Origin of the sequence: Larkinella rosea (assembly GCF_003858635.1) — a bacterium.
In the GTDB taxonomy this organism is placed as follows: domain Bacteria; phylum Bacteroidota; class Bacteroidia; order Cytophagales; family Spirosomataceae; genus Larkinella; species Larkinella rosea.
On record NZ_RQJO01000010.1, the window covers coordinates 603,301 to 620,316 of the forward strand.

A 17,016-nucleotide genomic window follows, 5' to 3' on the forward strand; every position below is an offset into this window, starting at 1 on the left:
CACGGACTATCGTCCGGCGGTACGTTCCCGGCGCAGGGCATTGACTAAATTGTGCGTCCGTCGCGTCGGTTCGGGAATCCGGTAACCGCCGTTGCAACGTAAGGTCAAATCAATAGCGGTTGGCAAATCAATCAGATGACCCGGCGACACGTAGACGGGGTTCACCCGGTTTTTGGTACGCAAAGCCGCGCCGATGGTTTCACCGTAGTGCTTCATGGGCGACCACGCCCCGCGTTCGGGGGCGGGTTCGTCGTACTTTCCCACCAGCACCGATTTGCCGCAACCGAACGTCGGGCGATTCAGGAACAAACCGGCGTGCGACGCAATGCCAATCCGGCGCGGATGCGCGGTTCCGTGTCCATCGAACATCACCACATCGGGTTCCGTTTTGAGTTTCGACCAGGCTTCGAGCAGCGACGGAATTTCGCGAAACGACAACAAACCGGGTACGTACGGAAAGGTGGCCGAACTGATAACTCCCACTTCCTCAATTACTTCTAGCGTATCCAGCCGCAGCACTACAATGCCGGCGTAAACCGTCTCCTCAAATTTGTTGAACGAAATGTCGCAGCCCGCAATCGTCTCGGCCGGTTTGGTCAGTGGCTGAATCCGGATTTCGTGCCGCAATTGCTGCTGGAGCGCAACGGCTTCGGTGGGGGTGACGATCCAGTCGTGAAGTTGTTGGTAGGTTGCCATCGGTTTGGTTTTGTTGCCTCCTTCTAACTCCAATTCCCACATCGAAGTTTTAAAGACCGAACCCGCAGCCGGTTTTTTGTACGGTAATCGGTTTTTTCGTTAGTTTTGGTCACAAACCTTCTCTTACGATCATGAAAAAAATCATTCTCACCCTTTTCCTGTTGCCTGCGCTCTCGCTTTGGGCATCGGCCCAAACCACGCCCTCCGCTGACGAAATTTTCGCTAAATATGTGGCGGCTATTGGCGGCAAGGATTTCCTGGCGACCATTACCGATCTGAACATCCAGATGTCGACCGAAATGCAGGGCAATTCGATGAACATCACCTTGAAGCAGAAAGCGCCGAATAAGTATTCGCGGGTGATGCTGGCTGGCGGCATGGAAGTTTTCAAAATGACCAGCGACGGCACCAAGGTGGCGATGGGCGGCATGCGCGGAAATGGTCAGGTCCTGGAAGGAAAAGACGCGCAGCAAAGTATCCTGATGGGAACACTTATCCCGGAATTGCACTTTGCGGAATTAGGGGTTAAAAGCACGGTGGATGGAATTGAAAAAGTGGATGGAAAAGAGGCCTACAAAGTGAAACATACAGCCGCCGATGGCACGGCCTTGTGGACGGATTTTTACGATACGACTTCCGGTTTGAAAGTTCAGTCGGTGGCAACGCAGAAAACGCCCCGTGGTGAAATGCAGCAAACCACCCAGTATACTGATTATAAAGACTTTAAAGGACTCAAATATCCATCCACCATTTCGCAGGGGAACGGTCAGTTTCAGATGCAGATCGCGGTCGACAAAGTCAAAATCAACGACGGCGTCAAGGATTCAGAATTTGTGGTCAAATAACCCTGTCAGCGTCCGCCAGCCCCTGACAGGGTTAGATTTTCTTCGCGACAATGTCACCGCCCTGGTGCACAACGACTTGAGTGATAGTTCCGTTGGCGTCTTTTTGAAACGTTAATTGGGCTTCTACTGCTTTCAGGAAGAAATTGGTTTCGTTTTCGGCAAACAGCTCGAATTTCGGCTGACCGGTTACCTGTAAAAACAGTTTCCCGCGTTCGAGCGTAATGGCCAGCGTACGTTTTGGTTCCAACTGGTACTTGCCCACATATTGCCGAAGCACGGTTTCGCTGACCGCAACGGTTTTTCGGTTCGCCGGAAGTTGGTAGGGTATGTCGTACAGGATTTTCAGCACATCCGTGGCAATGGGATCCAATGAGGTCAGGTCCGACACATCATCGACATTGCTCAGCAGGATAATGACCGCATCGTCTTCCGGAATTTGCACGTAGAAGGTCCCAAAACCGTTGATATTCCCGTTCTGAAAGATGAGTTTTTTAGTTCCGTTCATCGCCGTAATCCCCCAGCCGTAGCCCCAACCGCCCTTGTTCGGGGGCGAAATGGCCATTTCCCAGCTTTCCGGTTTCAGCATTTGGCGGTTTTGCACCACCCGCGACCAGCGGTACAAATCGCCAACCGAACTATACATCCCGCCAGCCGCATAGGCCACCGTGGAATCCACCGGCGATTGTGCCACCAGCACCGAGTCTTTCCGGAATGAATAACCGGTTGTTTTTCCGCGGTCTTTCAGGTTGATAAAATCAAACCCGGTTTTTGTCAACTGCAACGGTTTCAAAAACCGCTCCCGCACAATGGTTTCGAACGGTTTTCCGGTGACTTTCTCGACAATCAGCCCCAGCAGGTAATAGCCCGAATTGGTGTAGTTCACCGCCGTTCCCGGCCTGGCCGTCAGCGGTTTATCCCGAAACTGTGCCAGCATCCATTCTTTTGAAACCGGTCGGGTCAGCCGGGCGCTGTCCGGGCCGTACAGAATCTTTTTAAAATCGTAAATGCCCGAGGTGTGCAGGAAAAACTGTTCCAGCGTCATCTGGTCGCCCTGCGGATAATCCGGAAAGTACTTGGTCAGTTTATCGTTCAGCGACAGTTTTTTCTCCTCCTGCAATTGCAGAATCACCGCGCCCGTAAACGTCTTGGTAATCGACCCGAGCTGGTAAATACTGTTGGTATCGTTCGGAATTTGCCGGATGGCATCCCGCCAGCCGTAGCCTTTTTTCAGGAGGATTTCGCCTTTGCGGGCCACGAGGGCCGTCCCGTTGAAGCGGTGAAGTTGGGTAGAAACCGTCAGGTATTCATCCAGCTTGTCGGCGGTGGTTTGTGGTCTGGCGGTCTGCTGCGCCCGGAGTTGGGTGATGGTGGCAACGGTCAGAAGAAGGCTTAGCGCCCAAAAGCGTATTTTCATCGGGTTGTTGTTTTTGGCACAAAACAGCACCAAAACCGGTGCGGAATCTGCTCAAATCCGGATTTGAGCGTCCTTATTGCCGGTTGCTTTGCGGTTCTTCCACTTCCACCTTGACGAAAAACCGGGTTTCGTCTACTTCAAAGTCGTCGATCTCCATGTTCGGCAACATCATCGTTTGCCAGTTCGTCGTGGGTTTGATGAGGTCAAACTGATCCGGTTTTTGGGTGACGGCAATCGGCATCCGGAAATTCGGCACCTCGGCTTTCCAACGGTGCCTGACTTCCAGCGACGAACCTCTTTGTACCAGTTGAACTTCCAACGTCGGAATGGAGGTATGATTCAAATACTGATCGAAAAACCAGGTGTAGTCCGCACCGGTTTTTTCGTTGATATAACCGACGATGTCCTTCGTTGTCACAGTTTGTAACCGAAACCGCTGCTGCATCCCTTTCAGAATATCCGCCCAAAGCCGGTCGTTGCTGAGCGCGTGGCGAAACGTATACAGCATCAGCGCGCCTTTCGAATACATATCGCCAATTTCGTAGTGAATGTGATTCACATCCCGCACCCCAATAACCGGCTCTTTGCCAATTACCTGTGGCCGCAAGGACGCGATGTAGCCCAGTTCGCCCTCTTCCGGCATGGCCAAGTCGAGGTAAAATCCCTCCGAATAGGTCGCGAACGCTTCGTGAATCCACAGGTCGGCCATGTCCTGACAACTGAGGTTGTTGCCCCACCATTCGTGCGACACCTCGTGCCAGACCAACTGCATGTGTCTCAAGGTGTCGGCCAGCGTCAGCGGACCAGTACTGTCGTTCGGCATTTTTCCAAACGAAACCGCGCTCTGGTGTTCCATCGGGTAGAGTGATTCCATCAGCGTAAACCCGTCGCGAGGAAAGGGGTATTTGCCGTAATGCTTTTCCAGCGTTGCCAGCATCGGCTTGACGCCGTCGAATACCCAGCGAAATTTTTCCTGGTGGTAGGGCATGCAATAGTAATCCAGCGTCAGCGAATCCGGGCCGTAGCTTTCGCGCCGGTGGGCGTAGTTGCCGATGTTCAGCGTCACGTTGTAGTTGTTGATCGGGTAGCTCACGTACCACTCGTATTCCGTCCAGTTGCCCGGCAGGGCGGTTTTTTGCCGCAATCGACCGTTGGAAACAGCCATCTGCCCGTTCGGTACCGTGACCCGGATGCGCAGGCTGTCGGGCTCGTCGGAGAGGTGATCCTTGTTGGGCCACCACAAACTCGCGCCCGAACCCTGACAAACTACCTGCACCCACGGATTGCCGTCCTTGTCTTTTTGCCACAAAAAACCGCCCATCATCGGCACCTTGAAATCCGGCACCTGCGGAATTCCCGAATACTCGATGTCCAGTTCCTGCTCGCGGCCGGGCTGGAGTTGTTCGGGAAACTGCACAAAAACTGCATCGAACTCCCGCGAGTAAGTCAGCGGTTTTCCGGCGAATGAAATCCGGTGAACGGACATGTTGGCATACAAATCGAGCTGTAATTTATCCAGCGGAGCCAGCACCCGAAACCGCATTTTGGTCCGACCGCTAATCGCTTTCTGATCAATATTCACCTTCACCGCCAGGTCGTAGAACGTCACGTCGTAGTTACTGCGCAAGGGCGTAAGTTGCCCCCGCAGCGTATCGGCGCGGCTAAACCCGTTCTGCCGATTGCCGACCGGTTTCGAAATCCGGTGAGGAACCCTGTTTTTGCCGGAATCCGGTTTTGCCGTGGCCGGAACCAGAATCTCGGTTTTCCCCGAAACCGTATCCGTTGAAGCGCGTTGCTGAATGTTGTAGTTTTCCCAGAAATTCGGGTCGTTCTGGTCGCCAATCAGGTGCTGAAATGGACTATTGTTTTCAGCGATGTTGCCTTCGGTAAAAGGTTGAACTCCTTTTGGCCCAACCTCTGTAACAGTCAAACTGGTGGATACTTCCCAGCGTTTGTCGATCAGGTGCCGCGACGGACTATTGATACGAAAACCGTATTGCCTTTCAGCGTTGCTCATATTCCAGCGGCCTTCGTGTTGGGCAAACGTAACAACTTCCTTTAAATCGGTAAATTTCAGGGTCAGTTTATGGACCGCCGACGCCATCATTTTTAAGAACCAGTCGCGGTTGTTTTCCGCATCAACTGCGGCTTGCGTAGCCTGGAATTCAAACTGAACAAACGCCATCGTTTGGGCGTCGATGTAGAGCTTACCCGTGCCAAACGCTTTTCGCTTTCGTTTGCCGGGTTTAAAATCGATGACATACATCAGTCGATCGCCCTTGAGAGTGCTTAGCGTTAAATCGTAATACGCATAATTCCTTTCATTAATAATGTTTCGTCGATAAGAAGCCAACTTTACTAAGTCGCAGTAAAGCAGCAGGTTCCGGGCTCCGTTGCTTAAATTGATAACGGGCGGTAATTGATGAATGGCCCGATCATACTCCTTTTTCCGGCCTTTGATCACCTTCATTCCATCTTTGGTTTCGGTCTGGTTATAAGCCGCTTTGTAGATGGATAACACCGCTTCACTGGAAACCACCGGTTTGTTGTCAAATTGCTGGTCTTCCCGGTAAAAAGCCGTCATCTGCACCGAGGTCGTGTCGTAATTGCGTGGAATGGCGGCCACGGCTTCCCGCAGAATATCCTCGGCGGTTTTCCGGCGGGCCTGTACCTGCACTTCGTCCAGCGTCACGGCTGCGGTTTTCAAGCCAATGAGCTGGTTTTGACCGGTTACCGCCGAAACCAATTTTTTAAACGACTGATACCCGACGCTGGACACTTTCAGGCTGTCGTTCGCGTACGAATCCGGCACCTTCAGTACGAACGTGCCGACCACATTGGAAACCGTCCCGATGCCCCGCCCCACCACCGAAATGCTCGCAAACGGCACCGGTTCGCCGGTTTCCTGATTGGTAATTTTTCCGGAAAGCGTCAGGTAGTTTGTCGATTGGGCGGTCACATAACCGGCGAAAAGGACATAAATGAATCCCAAAAGAAATAACCGAATGTGATTTGTTGAATACTGCATGGACCTGTTTTTTGCCCAAAACACGCCAAACGCACATCCATAATCTGCTCAAATCCGGATTTGAGAGGAAATTTTAGGTAGATTGAATGATGAAAGCCTCGTATACGAAGAGTGTTACGGTCGTTTTATCAACCCACGGTTTTAACCGTGTGGAAATAGGCGAACCCAATGACCAATCGAAACCGTTTTAACGGTTTTGGTATTTCAAAACCGTTAAAACGGTTGTTACCAATCCCATTCCAACCGTCCCGGTTCCGCACGGTTAAAACCGTGGGCTGATAAACTTCGATTCGGAATTGTAAAAATTACGCAGCCTGTCGGTTCAGGTATTCTTTGGGGGAGAAACCGGTCAGCTGTTTGAAACTTCGCTGGAAAGTGGCCTGCGAATTAAAACCGCATTCGAACGCGATGCCGGTCAGCGTCAGGTTGGCGTAAGCCGAATCGTTGAGCCGCCGTTTCACCTCTTCCAGCCGGTATTCATTGACGAACCCATTGAAGCTTTTGCCGAGGTGCTGATTCAACACCGCCGAAATGGTTTTGGGCGAAACCTGCAAATGCCGCCCCACTTTCTCGACGGTCAGTTCGGGGTCCAGATAGAGCTTATCGGTTTCCATCGCCTTCCGCAACCCGCTCGACGTTTCCTGAACCAGTTCGTCCGGCAAAACCGTGGTGATTGGTTTCCGAACGGGTTCGATTTGGGGAAAATCGGTATTGCGTGCATTCAGGTAGCCACCCAACCCAATCCAGTAAATCATGATCGCAATTGGAATGTAGAGCGGATACCAGCCAAACGCGTCTAGCAGCGCATTGCTGGTTTGGGGAATAATGTACGGAATCAGATGCAGCAGCCAGATCGTTTGAAAGACCAGAAAAACCGTGAGGAATTGCCGGAGCCAGCGCATTTTGGACTGTTGCTGTTCCGTCGGTTCCGGATTTGATTGCCGGAATCGGGATAGCCAGCGGTTGGTCAGAAACAGGTAGATGGCCGCCGAAACCCAGCGCGGGATGTCGGCGTACTTATCGTATTCGTCCATCAGCCAGCCCACTTTTCGGTTATCGTTGTGCTCGAAAAAGCCAAATAAAAGGCCAAACAGAAAGATCCAGGCCATCAGCTTACTGCCAAAATCGATCACTGTGGGCCAGAAATGCCGCTTTTCCCGTTTGCCCAGCCGAAAATCGGAGTCGAGCATCGAACGGGTGTAGAAATACACCAGCGGTCCGAACGGCATTGCGATGATCAGCGGCACAAAATCGACAAACAGGTTGATCCACGCATTCGCGATCGGAATCCCGACCGCCAGGCTGGCCGACGCCAGCAAACCGACCAGAGCCGCCAGCAAGCGGTTCGACAACCGACGCCCCTTGCGGTTCAACCACAACAAAGCCGCCAGGATAAACCCCTGGGCCGTTCCGAGCAAAAGGATTAAATCCAGCGGTGGAATAGTCATACGGCAAATTACCGAAAAGATTGACACCACTCAATGCAAAACCGGGCTTTCCACAAAAAATAAACCCGCCCTCTCGTTGGAGAAGGCGGGCCTGAGATAGTAGTTGAACCCGATGGGATTAGCCCCGGCGACCATAACCGTTTCCACGGTCGAAGCGGTTGTTGGATTGTTGGAAAGCAATCCATTTCTGCAATTGTTTTTTATTCAGCACGTCCAGCATTTCCTGCTGTTTCTGGGCCTGCAGACGCTGAAACTGCTGGGGATTCCGGCGCTGCATCGTCACCAGTTCCATATGGTCGTAGTGATCCTCGATGCGCTTCAATTCTTTTTCCTGTTTCCGCGACAGATCAACGATGGCGTCCAGTTTATCGATTTTGATGTCTTCTTTCACATCGTCGAAACGCGAACCGGGTTTGGTGTTGTTGAACGGAGCGTTCGGACGGTTGGCATTCGGATTATAGGGACGCTGAGCCAATGAAACATTGATGCTTACTAAGGCTGCGGCTACGAGGGATAAGATTGTCGTTTTCATGATCGTAAGTTGTTTATTTGTGCGTTACTGATTCTTAGAGGGCGGTTTTGAAGCTGCGTTTAACCGGTTTTTCGTCCATTCGACCGGGAGACGGTTTTCACCGATCAGCCGGAGTTTTTCACCGATCAATGCCTGCGAGTTACAAACCAGAGTTGGTGACTTGTCAACCCATTTCCGCCAATTGTCAAGTTGCGGTAGGGAAGCCCCGTCCAATTCGTAAACTTTACCCTGAAAAGGTTTGCCTGACGCGCACGCTTCGTGTATCTTACCAGCGCGTACAAGTCAACCTAAACCGACTTTTACCTCCTACCCACCAGCCAATCGCTCTATGGAAGCGTTTCTGTTAGTCATCGTCATTGTCCTGATTCTGATTGGGTTCAGTCGATTCAGCGATGTCAAACAACTGGTTCAGCACCAGAACGAGGAACTGGGCCGCCTGCGGGCCGACCTGTCCCAAATCCGCAGCTTGTTCGAAACCGGCGACCAGCCCGTTTCGCTAACGAAACATACCATCCTGGACGAACGCGGAGCGGTGATCGAAGTCACGGAAGAAGCGGCTCCGCCCATTATCATTCATCCCGAACCGGAATCCATTCCCGAACCGGTCATCATCGAACCACCGGTTTTCAATCCGGAAGGCGTTCTGCCTCCGCCGATTCCGCAGGTCAGCGAGGAACCAGCGGCACCGGTTTTGCCCACTTTACCGCCGGTTCCGGCCGAGCCGCAATTGTCATTCTTTCAGCGGTTTCTGCGCGACAATCCCGATCTGGAGAAGTTCATCGGCGAAAACCTCATCAACAAAATCGGGATCGGTATTCTGGTATTGGGCATTGGCTACTTCGTTAAATACGCCATCGATCAGAACTGGATCAATGAAATTGGCCGCGTGCTGATCGGTATTCTGGCGGGTGGCGCTTTGATTGGCGTGGCGCATCGGCTGCGGAATTCGTTCGGAGCCTTCAGTTCGGTGCTGGTCGGGGGCGGTTTGGCGGTTTTGTATTTCACGATCGCCATTGCGTTTCAGGATTACCACATTTTCAGCCAGACAACCGCCTTTGTCATCATGGTGGTCATCACCGGTTTTTCGATCCTCCTGGCGATAACCTACAACCGGGTCGAGCTGGCCGTGGTGTCGCTGGTGGGCGGTTTTGCAACGCCGTTTATGGTCAGTACCGGCGAAGGAAATTATGTAGTGCTGTTGACGTACATCCTGATTCTGGATGTGGGCATGCTGGTGCTGGCGTATTTCAAAAAGTGGAATCTGGTACACATTGTCGCCTACGGTTTTACGGTTTTGCTCTATGGTGCCTGGCTGTCCGACGTGGTCATTGACCATAAACTACCGGCCCCGGGCGCGTTTGTTTTTGCCACGCTGTTTTACGTCGTTTTCATGGCGATGAATCTGATCAATAACCTGAAAGAAAACACCCGGTTTTCGGCGCTGGAAATCAGTTTGTTGCTCAGCAGCACGGCGTTCTTTTTTGCCGCCGGAATGGTGATTCTGGAAAACAGCGATCACAAAGCGCTTCAGGGCTTGTTTACGGTGGCGCTGGCCGTCATCAACTTTGGTCTGGCGACGTTCCTGTATCGTCGGGAGGCCATTGATCGCAACCTGATTTATCTGTTGATCGGCCTGGTTATTACGTTTGTGAGTCTGGCAATCCCGATTCAACTGGAAGGCAATTTCATTACCATGTTCTGGGCGCTCGAAGCCGTACTGCTGTTGTGGCTGTCGCAAAAATCCGGCCTGAAGCTCATCTCGACGGCTTCCATCCTGGTGCTGGGACTGATGTTCGTCAGTTTAGGGATGGATTGGGCGGCTTTGTACGGAGCCGATGCCAACCCGCCAATGCCCATCATTCTCAATAAAGCATTCGTCACCAGCATCGTTTCCGTTGTCGGTTTGGTCGCCACTCTCCGTCTGCTGAACACCCAGACCGCTCCGTTCCAGTTCTGGATTGGTCAACTGGAAGTGCACAACTACCGGTCGTTCGTGCGGTTTATGCTGATTCTGACACTCTACCTGGCGGGCATTTTCGAACTGGATTACCAAACCGCCAACCGCATCGGTTTTGGTCCGAATCAGGTTATACTGATGGGCTGTTACAACCTGGCCTTCGCAACCGGTTTGCTGTTTTGGGCCGGTCGAGCGGGCCAACGCGGCTTGATGTGGATCACTACCGGGCTCGGTCTGGTCGGAATGATTGCCTATCTGGCCACGTTCAGCCCGGCCACGATGGAGCTATTGAACGACTATTTTCTTCGCTCCGAACCCAGCCTGATCGGCTTTCCGGTTCATTATTTCAGCGTGGTTTTCGCCCTGCTGATTCTTTGGTTCATCGACCGCAACAAAGCCCGGCTGGAGCCGCTGCCGCCCATCCTACTCCGGTTGTGGCCCTGGTTCATGGGTTACGTGATCGTTTATATTTCCACCTCCGAGCTGTTTGCGCACGTGATCTACTTCAGTTTTGCGGGATCGAAAACCGGTGGTTTGGCGGGTCAGCCCGCAATGCAGCGTTTCGACGAACTCCTGATTCAGATCAATAAAGTCGGTTTGCCCATTCTCTGGGGCGTTTGTGCGTTCGTGTTTATGTGGGTGGGCCTGAACCGCAAAAACCGCCAGCTCCGGATTTTGTCGCTCAGTCTTTTTGGCCTGACCATCGCCAAGCTCTTCCTGTACGACATTCAGGGCATTTCGGAGGGCGGAAAAATTGCCGCCTTTATTTCTCTGGGCGTGCTGCTGCTGGTGATTTCGTTCATGTACCAGAAAATCAGGAAATTAATTCTCATCGACGATACCCATGCGCCCCAGGAGCCGGTTTCTTAGTTGCACGATTTTGCTGGTAGTGGCTGCGTTTATTGGTCGGGCGCAGTCCTTCGGCTTCCGGGCCGAAATTCCGGCCGTTCAAAAAACCGGTTACTACCGCATTCTGCTGCCTCCTGCGGTCGTCGGGCAGTTGAAGGCGGACCGCAGCGATATTCGGTTATTCGACGAAAAAAAGCAGGAAATACCATACATTCTGAACCGGGACCAACCGAACCAAAAGGTTCAATTCAACGACTATGAGCTGGTTAGTAAAATAACTTCCGCCGTTTCGACCAAGCTGGTTTTGCGAAATGGCAACAGAAAACCGATCAGTTCCCTTGGGCTGATCATTAAAAACACGAACCTCCGCAAAAAGGCCCGGCTGAGCGGAAGCAACGACGCCCAAACCTGGTACGGCATTGAAGATAATTATCTGCTGGAACCGGTCGCCAGCACCGAAACGACCTCGGAAGCCCGAATCATCGGTTTTCCGCTGAGCGATTATGCATATTACCAACTGGAAATCAACGACTCGCTGAGTGCCCCACTGAACATTCTCAAAGTCGGTTATTACACGACTACCACCGACGAAGGCCAGTATTCGGCGATTCCCGGCGTCTCGTTTGCGCAGAAAGAACAGCCGGAAGATCATAAAAGTCAGGTTCGGATTGCTTTTAATACGCTATCGCGACCGGATAAACTGACCATTTCGGTTGACTATCCGGTGGAATACCGCCGACGTGTGGAACTGGCCGAACGCCGGACCTGGAAAACGAAACGCAGACGGCTGCAAACGGGATTTGAAACCCTGAAAACGTTCGAACTCAACTCCATCGACAGCTTGCACACGGTTTTGCTGCCGAATCTGCAAACCAACGAGTTGTACCTGCTGATCGAAAATCAGAACAACCAGCCGTTGAAAATTGGCGCGATCCAGGCCTGGCAACTGAATACGTACGTGGTGGCGGAGTTGCAGCCGGGAAATTCGTATCACTTCGCGCTGGGTAATCCGGCGGTGGGTGCACCGACCTACGATTTGCCTTATTTTAAAGATAAAATACCGGGTAGCTTGCCGAGTATCCTGGCACTTATGCCAACGCCGGTTGCGGTTTCAGCCGCATCTTCTCCCTCCTTTTTTGCCGCCAATCCCTGGGTCATCTGGGTCGCGATCGGGCTGGTTCTGGCGCTGTTAAGTTACTTTTCGTACCAGATGATTACGGATTTGAAAAACCGGTAGCTTTCGTCATTCGCCGGGCGGTTTTTTAGTTCTCCGTAAGAAAAACGGCATTTATCCTGAAAAACTCAGTATAATTGACGACGAGACGGTTTTTGCTAAAAAACGAATGCTATGACCCGAGTCGTCAAAACCGCCTTTTTTGCGCTCATTGTTGGTATCACGCTGGCTTTCCGGCAAGACGTGCCACCCCGACTCCAGCTGTTTCTGCTCATTGGTCAGTCCAATATGGCCGGACGCGGGGTCCCCGAAGCAGAAGATCAGCAGCCGGACCCGCACGTCTGGATGCTGACCAAAGAGCAAACCTGGGTTCCGGCCCGCGACCCGATGCACTTTGACAAACCCGCCGTTATTGGCGTGGGGCCGGGTTTGTCGTTTGCGAAAAAACTGGCTGCGGCTTATCCCAACCTCAACATAGGCCTGGTGCCTTGCGCGGTCGGCGGTTCTGGAATCGATGTCTGGAAACCGGGTGCCTATTACGAACCAACGAAGTCGTATCCCTACGACGACGCGTTGCGCCGGGCCCGCAAAGCCCTTGAGAACGGTCAGCTGGCCGGTTTTATCTGGCATCAGGGCGAATCGGATTCCACGCCCGAAAAGGCAACTGTTTACGAAGACAAACTGGTTGAACTCGTTCAGCGGTTCCGGAAGGAGTTGAACGCACCCGACGTACCGTTTGTGGTGGGAACGCTGGGCGATTTTGTCGTTAACCGCAATCCAAATGCCGGAATCATCAACCAAACCCTGCAACGGGCCACGAAACGGATTCCGAATTCGTATTGCGTGCTGGCCACCGGCCTGGTCCACAAAGGCGATTCCACCCATTTTGACACACCATCGGCCCGGGCGCTGGGACAGCGGTATGCCGAGGTATTTATCCAGAAGAAATTAGTAAAAATCAAACCGTAAAAACCGGTCGGCACTCCTGATTCATGCAACGATTGTTCACCATTCTCTTATTCGTATTGTCGATCAGAACGGCGCAATGCCAGCTCGTTAGCGATTCGCTATGGATTGACGGCCATTACCGGACGTTTCATTTTCTGAAACCGGCGAAACCGATGGCTACCCTTATTTTTGCCCTGCACGGGTCGGGCGGCAATGGGCAGGGCGTTCGGAACGGCGCAAAAAAACTGGAAGAAGTTGCCCCCGCCGAGAACCTTCTGCTGGTTTATCCCGATGGGTACAAGCGGTATTGGAACGAGTGCCGAAAAACCGCTCAGTCGGCGGCCAATATCGAAAACATCAACGAAAACGCGTTTTTTGGCGGAATGATCGACTATTTTTCCGACAAGTACAAAATCGACACCCGGCGGGTTTTTGCCGTCGGAACCTCCGGGGGTGGGCACATGGCCTACAAACTGGCACTGACGATGCCCGAACGGTTCCGGGCTATTACCGCGCTCATTGCCAATCTGCCCGACACGAACAACTTCGACTGTGTGGAAAAACGGATGGCCGTTCCGGTCATGATCGTGAATGGTACGGCGGATCAAACAAACCCCTACGAAGGTGGGGAAGTCAAAACCAATGGGATTAGCCTGGGACTGGTGCGGTCGACCGACCGGACGTTTCAGTATTGGTCGGAATTAGCGGGTTATCGAAGAAAACCGCAGAAAGAACTCCTGCCCGATACCGATCCCAACGACGGCAAAACCATTGAACGGTATACGTACAAGGAAAAAGGAAAACCGGAAGTGACGCTGCTGAAGGTGCTGAATGGCAAACACGATTACCCGAACGACATCAATGTGTACCTGGAAGCCCTGGCGTTTTTCAGGCGGCAGATGAACTGATTAGCCGTCTCCACCCCAATCGATTTTAGTGTGTGAAAAGCCACCCAACCTCCTCAACATTTACGTTTTCTTCCCTCCGTACGCTGGCGGGCCGGGCCGGGCTGGACTGGTTTCTGCTGGCGCTGCTGAGCATGATCGGGCTGGCGTATCTCTGTCCGACGCCCGGTGTGCAGGAAGGGCCTTTCTCGCTGTCGAGCCTGGCCAATTATGGCGTATCGGTTATTTTCTTCTTCTACGGACTGAAGCTGAATTTCGAGAAACTGAAGGCAGGTTTGAGCAACTGGAAACTGCACGCGGTGGTTCATTTGTTCACCTTTGTGGTTTTTCCGATCATCGTTCTCAGCACAAAAGGCTTATTTCAAACCGACGAATCCGCTCTTTTGTGGCTCGGTACGTTTTACGTGGCCGCCCTCCCGTCGACGGTTTCGTCGTCCGTCGTGATGGTTTCGATTGCGGGCGGAAACATGCCCGCGGCCATTTTCAACGCCAGCATTTCCAGCCTGATCGGGGTGTTTATTACGCCGGTCTGGATGGGTTTCGTCTTAACCACCGAATCCGGTCAGTATGACCTGGCGGGCGTGATCGGGAAACTGGCCTTACAGGTCATTGCGCCCGTTGTGCTGGGCTTGCTGTTAAACCGCCGGTTGAGCGGTTTTGCCAAATGGACGCAGAAATACCTCACTCATTTCGACCGAATCGTGATTTTGATGATCGTTTACACCTCATTTTGCGAATCCTTCGAGCGCCGGATGTTTCAAAGCCTGACGGGACCGGATCTGCTGGTGCTTGGCGGTTTGATGCTCGGCCTGTTTTTTCTGGTCTACGGCCTGATCAGTGTCGTCTGTCGGTTGCTTGGTTTCAGCCGCGAAGACCGGATTACGGCCTTGTTCTGCGGCTCCAAAAAATCACTCGTTCAGGGCAGTGTCATGGCCAACGTGCTGTTTCCGGCCAACGTCGTCGGCATTGTTCTGTTGCCGATCATGATGTACCACGCGCTCCAGCTGATTGCCGCCAGTGTGCTGGCGCAGGCCATTGCCCGGCGGAATTCGGCGATAACCGAATAGCTATTCCATAAATCTGACCGCTCCACTTTTCATGAAAAAGAAACGTTTCTCCTCTGTCCTGCTGAGCATTTTCTTCCCCGTAACTACGGTTTTTCTGGCCGCTTTCAGCAGTTTTTTCTCGCCGGAATCGACCGATCGATCGGTTTCCAATCCTCATTTACCCGCGCCAAAAGCTGCCAAACGACCCAATATTGTGTTGATCATGGCCGACGACATGGGCTATTCGGATCTGGGCTGCTACGGTTCCGAGATTCCAACACCCAACCTTGATCAGCTGGCGAGTCAGGGCGTCCGGTTTACGCAGTTTTACAACACGGCCCGGTGCTGTCCCACCCGCGCGTCGCTGATGACGGGTCTGTTTCAGCATCAGGCGGGCATCGGCCACATGACCAAAGAGCCCAACAACGCCATTAATTACGATTACGGCGTGTACGGTTACCGGGGTGAAATCAACCGCAACTGCGTCACGCTGGCGGAAGTGCTCAAATCGGCGGGCTATCATACGTACATGGCGGGAAAATGGCATTTGGGCTCCGCTACGCCGGATTTGCGGCCCCGCCAGCGGGGTTTCGACCGGTTTTACGGTTTGTTGTCGGGTGCCAGCAGTTACCTCGATCCGGTTCATCCGCGCGGCATCTGGAGCGACAACGAGCCCGTTGAAAAAGTGAGTCAGCCGTTTTACACCACCGACGCGTTTACCGATCATGCCATTTCGTTCCTGCAGGAGCAAAAAGACCAGCAGCCCTTCTTTCTGTACCTGGCTTTTACGTCGCCACACTGGCCGCTGCACGCCCTATCCACGGACATTGAGCGGTTTCGGGGAAAATACCGCCAGGGTTGGGATGCACTCCGGGAACAACGGTTGCAGAAGCAGATAAAAACCGGTATCGTTCCGAAACAATGGGGCCTTTCGGCCCGTCCGGACATCTATCCGGCCTGGATGGAACAGGACACTACCAAACAACGGGAAATGGATTACCGCATGGCGGTGTATGCGGCCCAGATTTCCCGCATGGACCAGAACATCGGCAAACTGGTCGATCAGTTGAAGAAAAGCGGGCAACTCGACAATACGCTGCTGGTTTTTCTGTCCGACAATGGGGCCTGTCAGGAAGGTGGTGTTTTAGGCGGAGGTCAGCTTGCCGACATCAACGTACCCGCCAAATCGGGCGCAATTTCGTACGGAGCGGTTTGGGCCAATGCCTCCAATACGCCCTTCAGAGGGTTCAAGCACGTTTCGTATGAGGGCGGTATTTCCACCCCGCTCATCGTGCATTATCCGGCCGGAATTAGCCAGAAAGGCAGAATTACGGCAACCCCCGGCTACCTGATCGACATCATGCCGACGTTTCTGGAGGTCAGCGGAGCGACCTATCCGACGCAGGCCAACGGGCAATCCATTCAACCCATTGAGGGAAAAAGTCTGATGCCGGTGTTGAAGAAAGGGGGCCGTCAATTGCACGATTACATGTATTGGGAGCACGAAAACCACCGCGCCATCCGGTTTGGCAGGTGGAAAGCCGTGGGCATGATCGGCCAGCCGTGGGAACTGTATGATCTGGAAGCCGACCGAACGGAACGGCAAAACCGGGCAGCCGAAAACCCAGATCTGGTTACCAAACTCGATAAACAGTGGAACGAATGGGCGAACACCCACCACGTTTTCCCGAAAGGCACCATGAAAGCCGACTTTCGGAAGGAATGGAATTTCTTTAAGGTGGTCAATTAAGCGTTCAAAAAACGTTCTACCATTCCACGATAACCGTTAAGTCACCTTCCTTTGCGTCGATTGGCACATAAACAAAATTCAGTGCGTAGTTGCTGGGCAGCGTGACGCTCCAATCCCGGGTTTTCTTATTTCGGCCTTTGTGAATTTTAACTTCAAAATTGGCTTGGTTCGGAGGTAAAATTCCCTGTTCGGCCCCGGTGAGGTAAATGTAACCCCCGCCGTCGGTTTTGCCTTCCACGGAAACTTTGATAGGATGATCAAAAAGGCTCCGCCCCCTATTTTTAACGCTGAACCGCTGAATCTCACCAACATCATCAATCGTATACACGTTTGTTGACTGGCAATTTGAAACCAGAATGATTAGCAATACGAAAAGAATCTTCCGCATTTGACAAAAGTAACGATTAGGCAGTCACCAAGTTAA

13 protein-coding genes are annotated in these 17,016 nt (G+C 52.6%); 7 read left to right on the forward strand and 6 right to left on the reverse strand.

All coding sequences use genetic code 11. From position 1 onward, the window contains the following. Positions 1 to 6: 6 nt before the first annotated feature. Positions 7 to 696: a deoxyribonuclease V gene (gene nfi, locus EHT25_RS23320; protein WP_124877566.1), complete on the reverse strand. Its 690-nt coding sequence runs from the start codon at positions 694 to 696 to the stop codon at positions 7 to 9. 131 nt (positions 697 to 827) lie between these two features. On the opposite strand from nfi, the gene EHT25_RS23325 reads away from it, so the two are divergent. After that, the gene (locus EHT25_RS23325; protein WP_124877567.1) at positions 828 to 1,541 is read left to right on the forward strand and encodes a hypothetical protein; all 714 of its coding nucleotides are present in this window, start codon (positions 828 to 830) and stop codon (positions 1,539 to 1,541) included. A 31-nt stretch (positions 1,542 to 1,572) separates the two neighbouring features. On the opposite strand, the gene EHT25_RS23330 is transcribed toward EHT25_RS23325, so the two are convergent. The 4 genes from EHT25_RS23330 to EHT25_RS23345 all read right to left on the reverse strand — a co-directional run bounded on the left by EHT25_RS23330 (position 1,573) and on the right by EHT25_RS23345 (position 7,963). Next, positions 1,573 to 2,955, reverse strand: coding sequence for a serine hydrolase (locus tag EHT25_RS23330; RefSeq protein WP_124877568.1), 1,383 nt, complete (start codon positions 2,953 to 2,955; stop codon positions 1,573 to 1,575). A gap of 73 nt (positions 2,956 to 3,028) precedes the next feature. Beyond that, positions 3,029 to 5,983 (reverse strand): M1 family metallopeptidase, encoded by a 2,955-nt coding sequence (locus EHT25_RS23335; protein ID WP_124877569.1) that lies wholly within the window; start codon positions 5,981 to 5,983, stop codon positions 3,029 to 3,031. A 305-nt stretch (positions 5,984 to 6,288) separates the two neighbouring features. Further along, positions 6,289 to 7,431 (reverse strand): helix-turn-helix domain-containing protein, encoded by a 1,143-nt coding sequence (locus EHT25_RS23340; protein WP_124877570.1) that lies wholly within the window; start codon positions 7,429 to 7,431, stop codon positions 6,289 to 6,291. A gap of 118 nt (positions 7,432 to 7,549) precedes the next feature. Further along, positions 7,550 to 7,963, reverse strand: coding sequence for a hypothetical protein (locus EHT25_RS23345; RefSeq protein ID WP_124877571.1), 414 nt, complete (start codon positions 7,961 to 7,963; stop codon positions 7,550 to 7,552). A gap of 328 nt (positions 7,964 to 8,291) precedes the next feature. Between EHT25_RS23345 and EHT25_RS23350 the strand changes: the two genes are divergently transcribed. The 6 genes from EHT25_RS23350 to EHT25_RS23375 all read left to right on the forward strand — a co-directional run bounded on the left by EHT25_RS23350 (position 8,292) and on the right by EHT25_RS23375 (position 16,592). Beyond that, positions 8,292 to 10,790 carry a DUF2339 domain-containing protein gene (locus EHT25_RS23350; RefSeq protein WP_124877572.1) on the forward strand — a complete coding sequence of 833 codons (2,499 nt, stop codon included), beginning with the start codon at positions 8,292 to 8,294 and terminating at the stop codon, positions 10,788 to 10,790. Continuing rightward, entirely contained in the window at positions 10,765 to 12,006 is a 1,242-nt protein-coding gene (locus tag EHT25_RS23355; protein WP_124877573.1) for a hypothetical protein, read from the forward strand. The genes EHT25_RS23350 and EHT25_RS23355 overlap by 26 nt, the downstream gene beginning before the upstream one ends. Positions 12,007 to 12,117: 111 nt before the next feature. Continuing rightward, positions 12,118 to 12,912 (forward strand): sialate O-acetylesterase, encoded by a 795-nt coding sequence (locus EHT25_RS23360; RefSeq protein WP_124877574.1) that lies wholly within the window; start codon positions 12,118 to 12,120, stop codon positions 12,910 to 12,912. A gap of 23 nt (positions 12,913 to 12,935) precedes the next feature. Continuing rightward, on the forward strand, positions 12,936 to 13,799 hold the full coding sequence (locus EHT25_RS23365) for a CE1 family esterase (protein ID WP_124877575.1): 864 nt from the start codon (positions 12,936 to 12,938) through the stop codon (positions 13,797 to 13,799). Positions 13,800 to 13,831: 32 nt separating this feature from the next. Then, positions 13,832 to 14,863, forward strand: a complete 1,032-nt coding sequence (locus tag EHT25_RS23370) for a bile acid:sodium symporter family protein (RefSeq protein WP_262707851.1) — start codon at positions 13,832 to 13,834, stop codon at positions 14,861 to 14,863. Between the two features lie 31 nt (positions 14,864 to 14,894). Then, on the forward strand, positions 14,895 to 16,592 hold the full coding sequence (locus EHT25_RS23375; protein WP_124877576.1) for an arylsulfatase: 1,698 nt from the start codon (positions 14,895 to 14,897) through the stop codon (positions 16,590 to 16,592). Positions 16,593 to 16,608: 16 nt separating this feature from the next. On the opposite strand, the gene EHT25_RS23380 is transcribed toward EHT25_RS23375, so the two are convergent. After that, the gene (locus EHT25_RS23380; protein ID WP_124877577.1) at positions 16,609 to 16,980 is read right to left on the reverse strand and encodes a hypothetical protein; all 372 of its coding nucleotides are present in this window, start codon (positions 16,978 to 16,980) and stop codon (positions 16,609 to 16,611) included. Between the last annotated feature and the right edge of the window lie 36 nt (positions 16,981 to 17,016).

What these genes read in the sequence shown, in the direction of transcription:
- EHT25_RS23340 (WP_124877570.1), bottom strand. Translation starts at nt 7,431, where the DNA reads ATGACTATTCCACCGCTGGATTTAATCCTTTTGCTCGGAACGGCCCAG.
- EHT25_RS23380 (WP_124877577.1), bottom strand. Translation starts at nt 16,980, where the DNA reads ATGCGGAAGATTCTTTTCGTATTGCTAATCATTCTGGTTTCAAATTGC.
- EHT25_RS23375 (WP_124877576.1), top strand. Translation starts at nt 14,895, where the DNA reads ATGAAAAAGAAACGTTTCTCCTCTGTCCTGCTGAGCATTTTCTTCCCC.
- EHT25_RS23345 (WP_124877571.1), bottom strand. Translation starts at nt 7,963, where the DNA reads ATGAAAACGACAATCTTATCCCTCGTAGCCGCAGCCTTAGTAAGCATC.
- EHT25_RS23330 (WP_124877568.1), bottom strand. Translation starts at nt 2,955, where the DNA reads ATGAAAATACGCTTTTGGGCGCTAAGCCTTCTTCTGACCGTTGCCACC.
- EHT25_RS23360 (WP_124877574.1), top strand. Translation starts at nt 12,118, where the DNA reads ATGACCCGAGTCGTCAAAACCGCCTTTTTTGCGCTCATTGTTGGTATC.
- EHT25_RS23335 (WP_124877569.1), bottom strand. Translation starts at nt 5,983, where the DNA reads ATGCAGTATTCAACAAATCACATTCGGTTATTTCTTTTGGGATTCATT.
- nfi (WP_124877566.1), bottom strand. Translation starts at nt 696, where the DNA reads ATGGCAACCTACCAACAACTTCACGACTGGATCGTCACCCCCACCGAA.
- EHT25_RS23355 (WP_124877573.1), top strand. Translation starts at nt 10,765, where the DNA reads ATGCGCCCCAGGAGCCGGTTTCTTAGTTGCACGATTTTGCTGGTAGTG.
- EHT25_RS23365 (WP_124877575.1), top strand. Translation starts at nt 12,936, where the DNA reads ATGCAACGATTGTTCACCATTCTCTTATTCGTATTGTCGATCAGAACG.
- EHT25_RS23350 (WP_124877572.1), top strand. Translation starts at nt 8,292, where the DNA reads ATGGAAGCGTTTCTGTTAGTCATCGTCATTGTCCTGATTCTGATTGGG.
- EHT25_RS23325 (WP_124877567.1), top strand. Translation starts at nt 828, where the DNA reads ATGAAAAAAATCATTCTCACCCTTTTCCTGTTGCCTGCGCTCTCGCTT.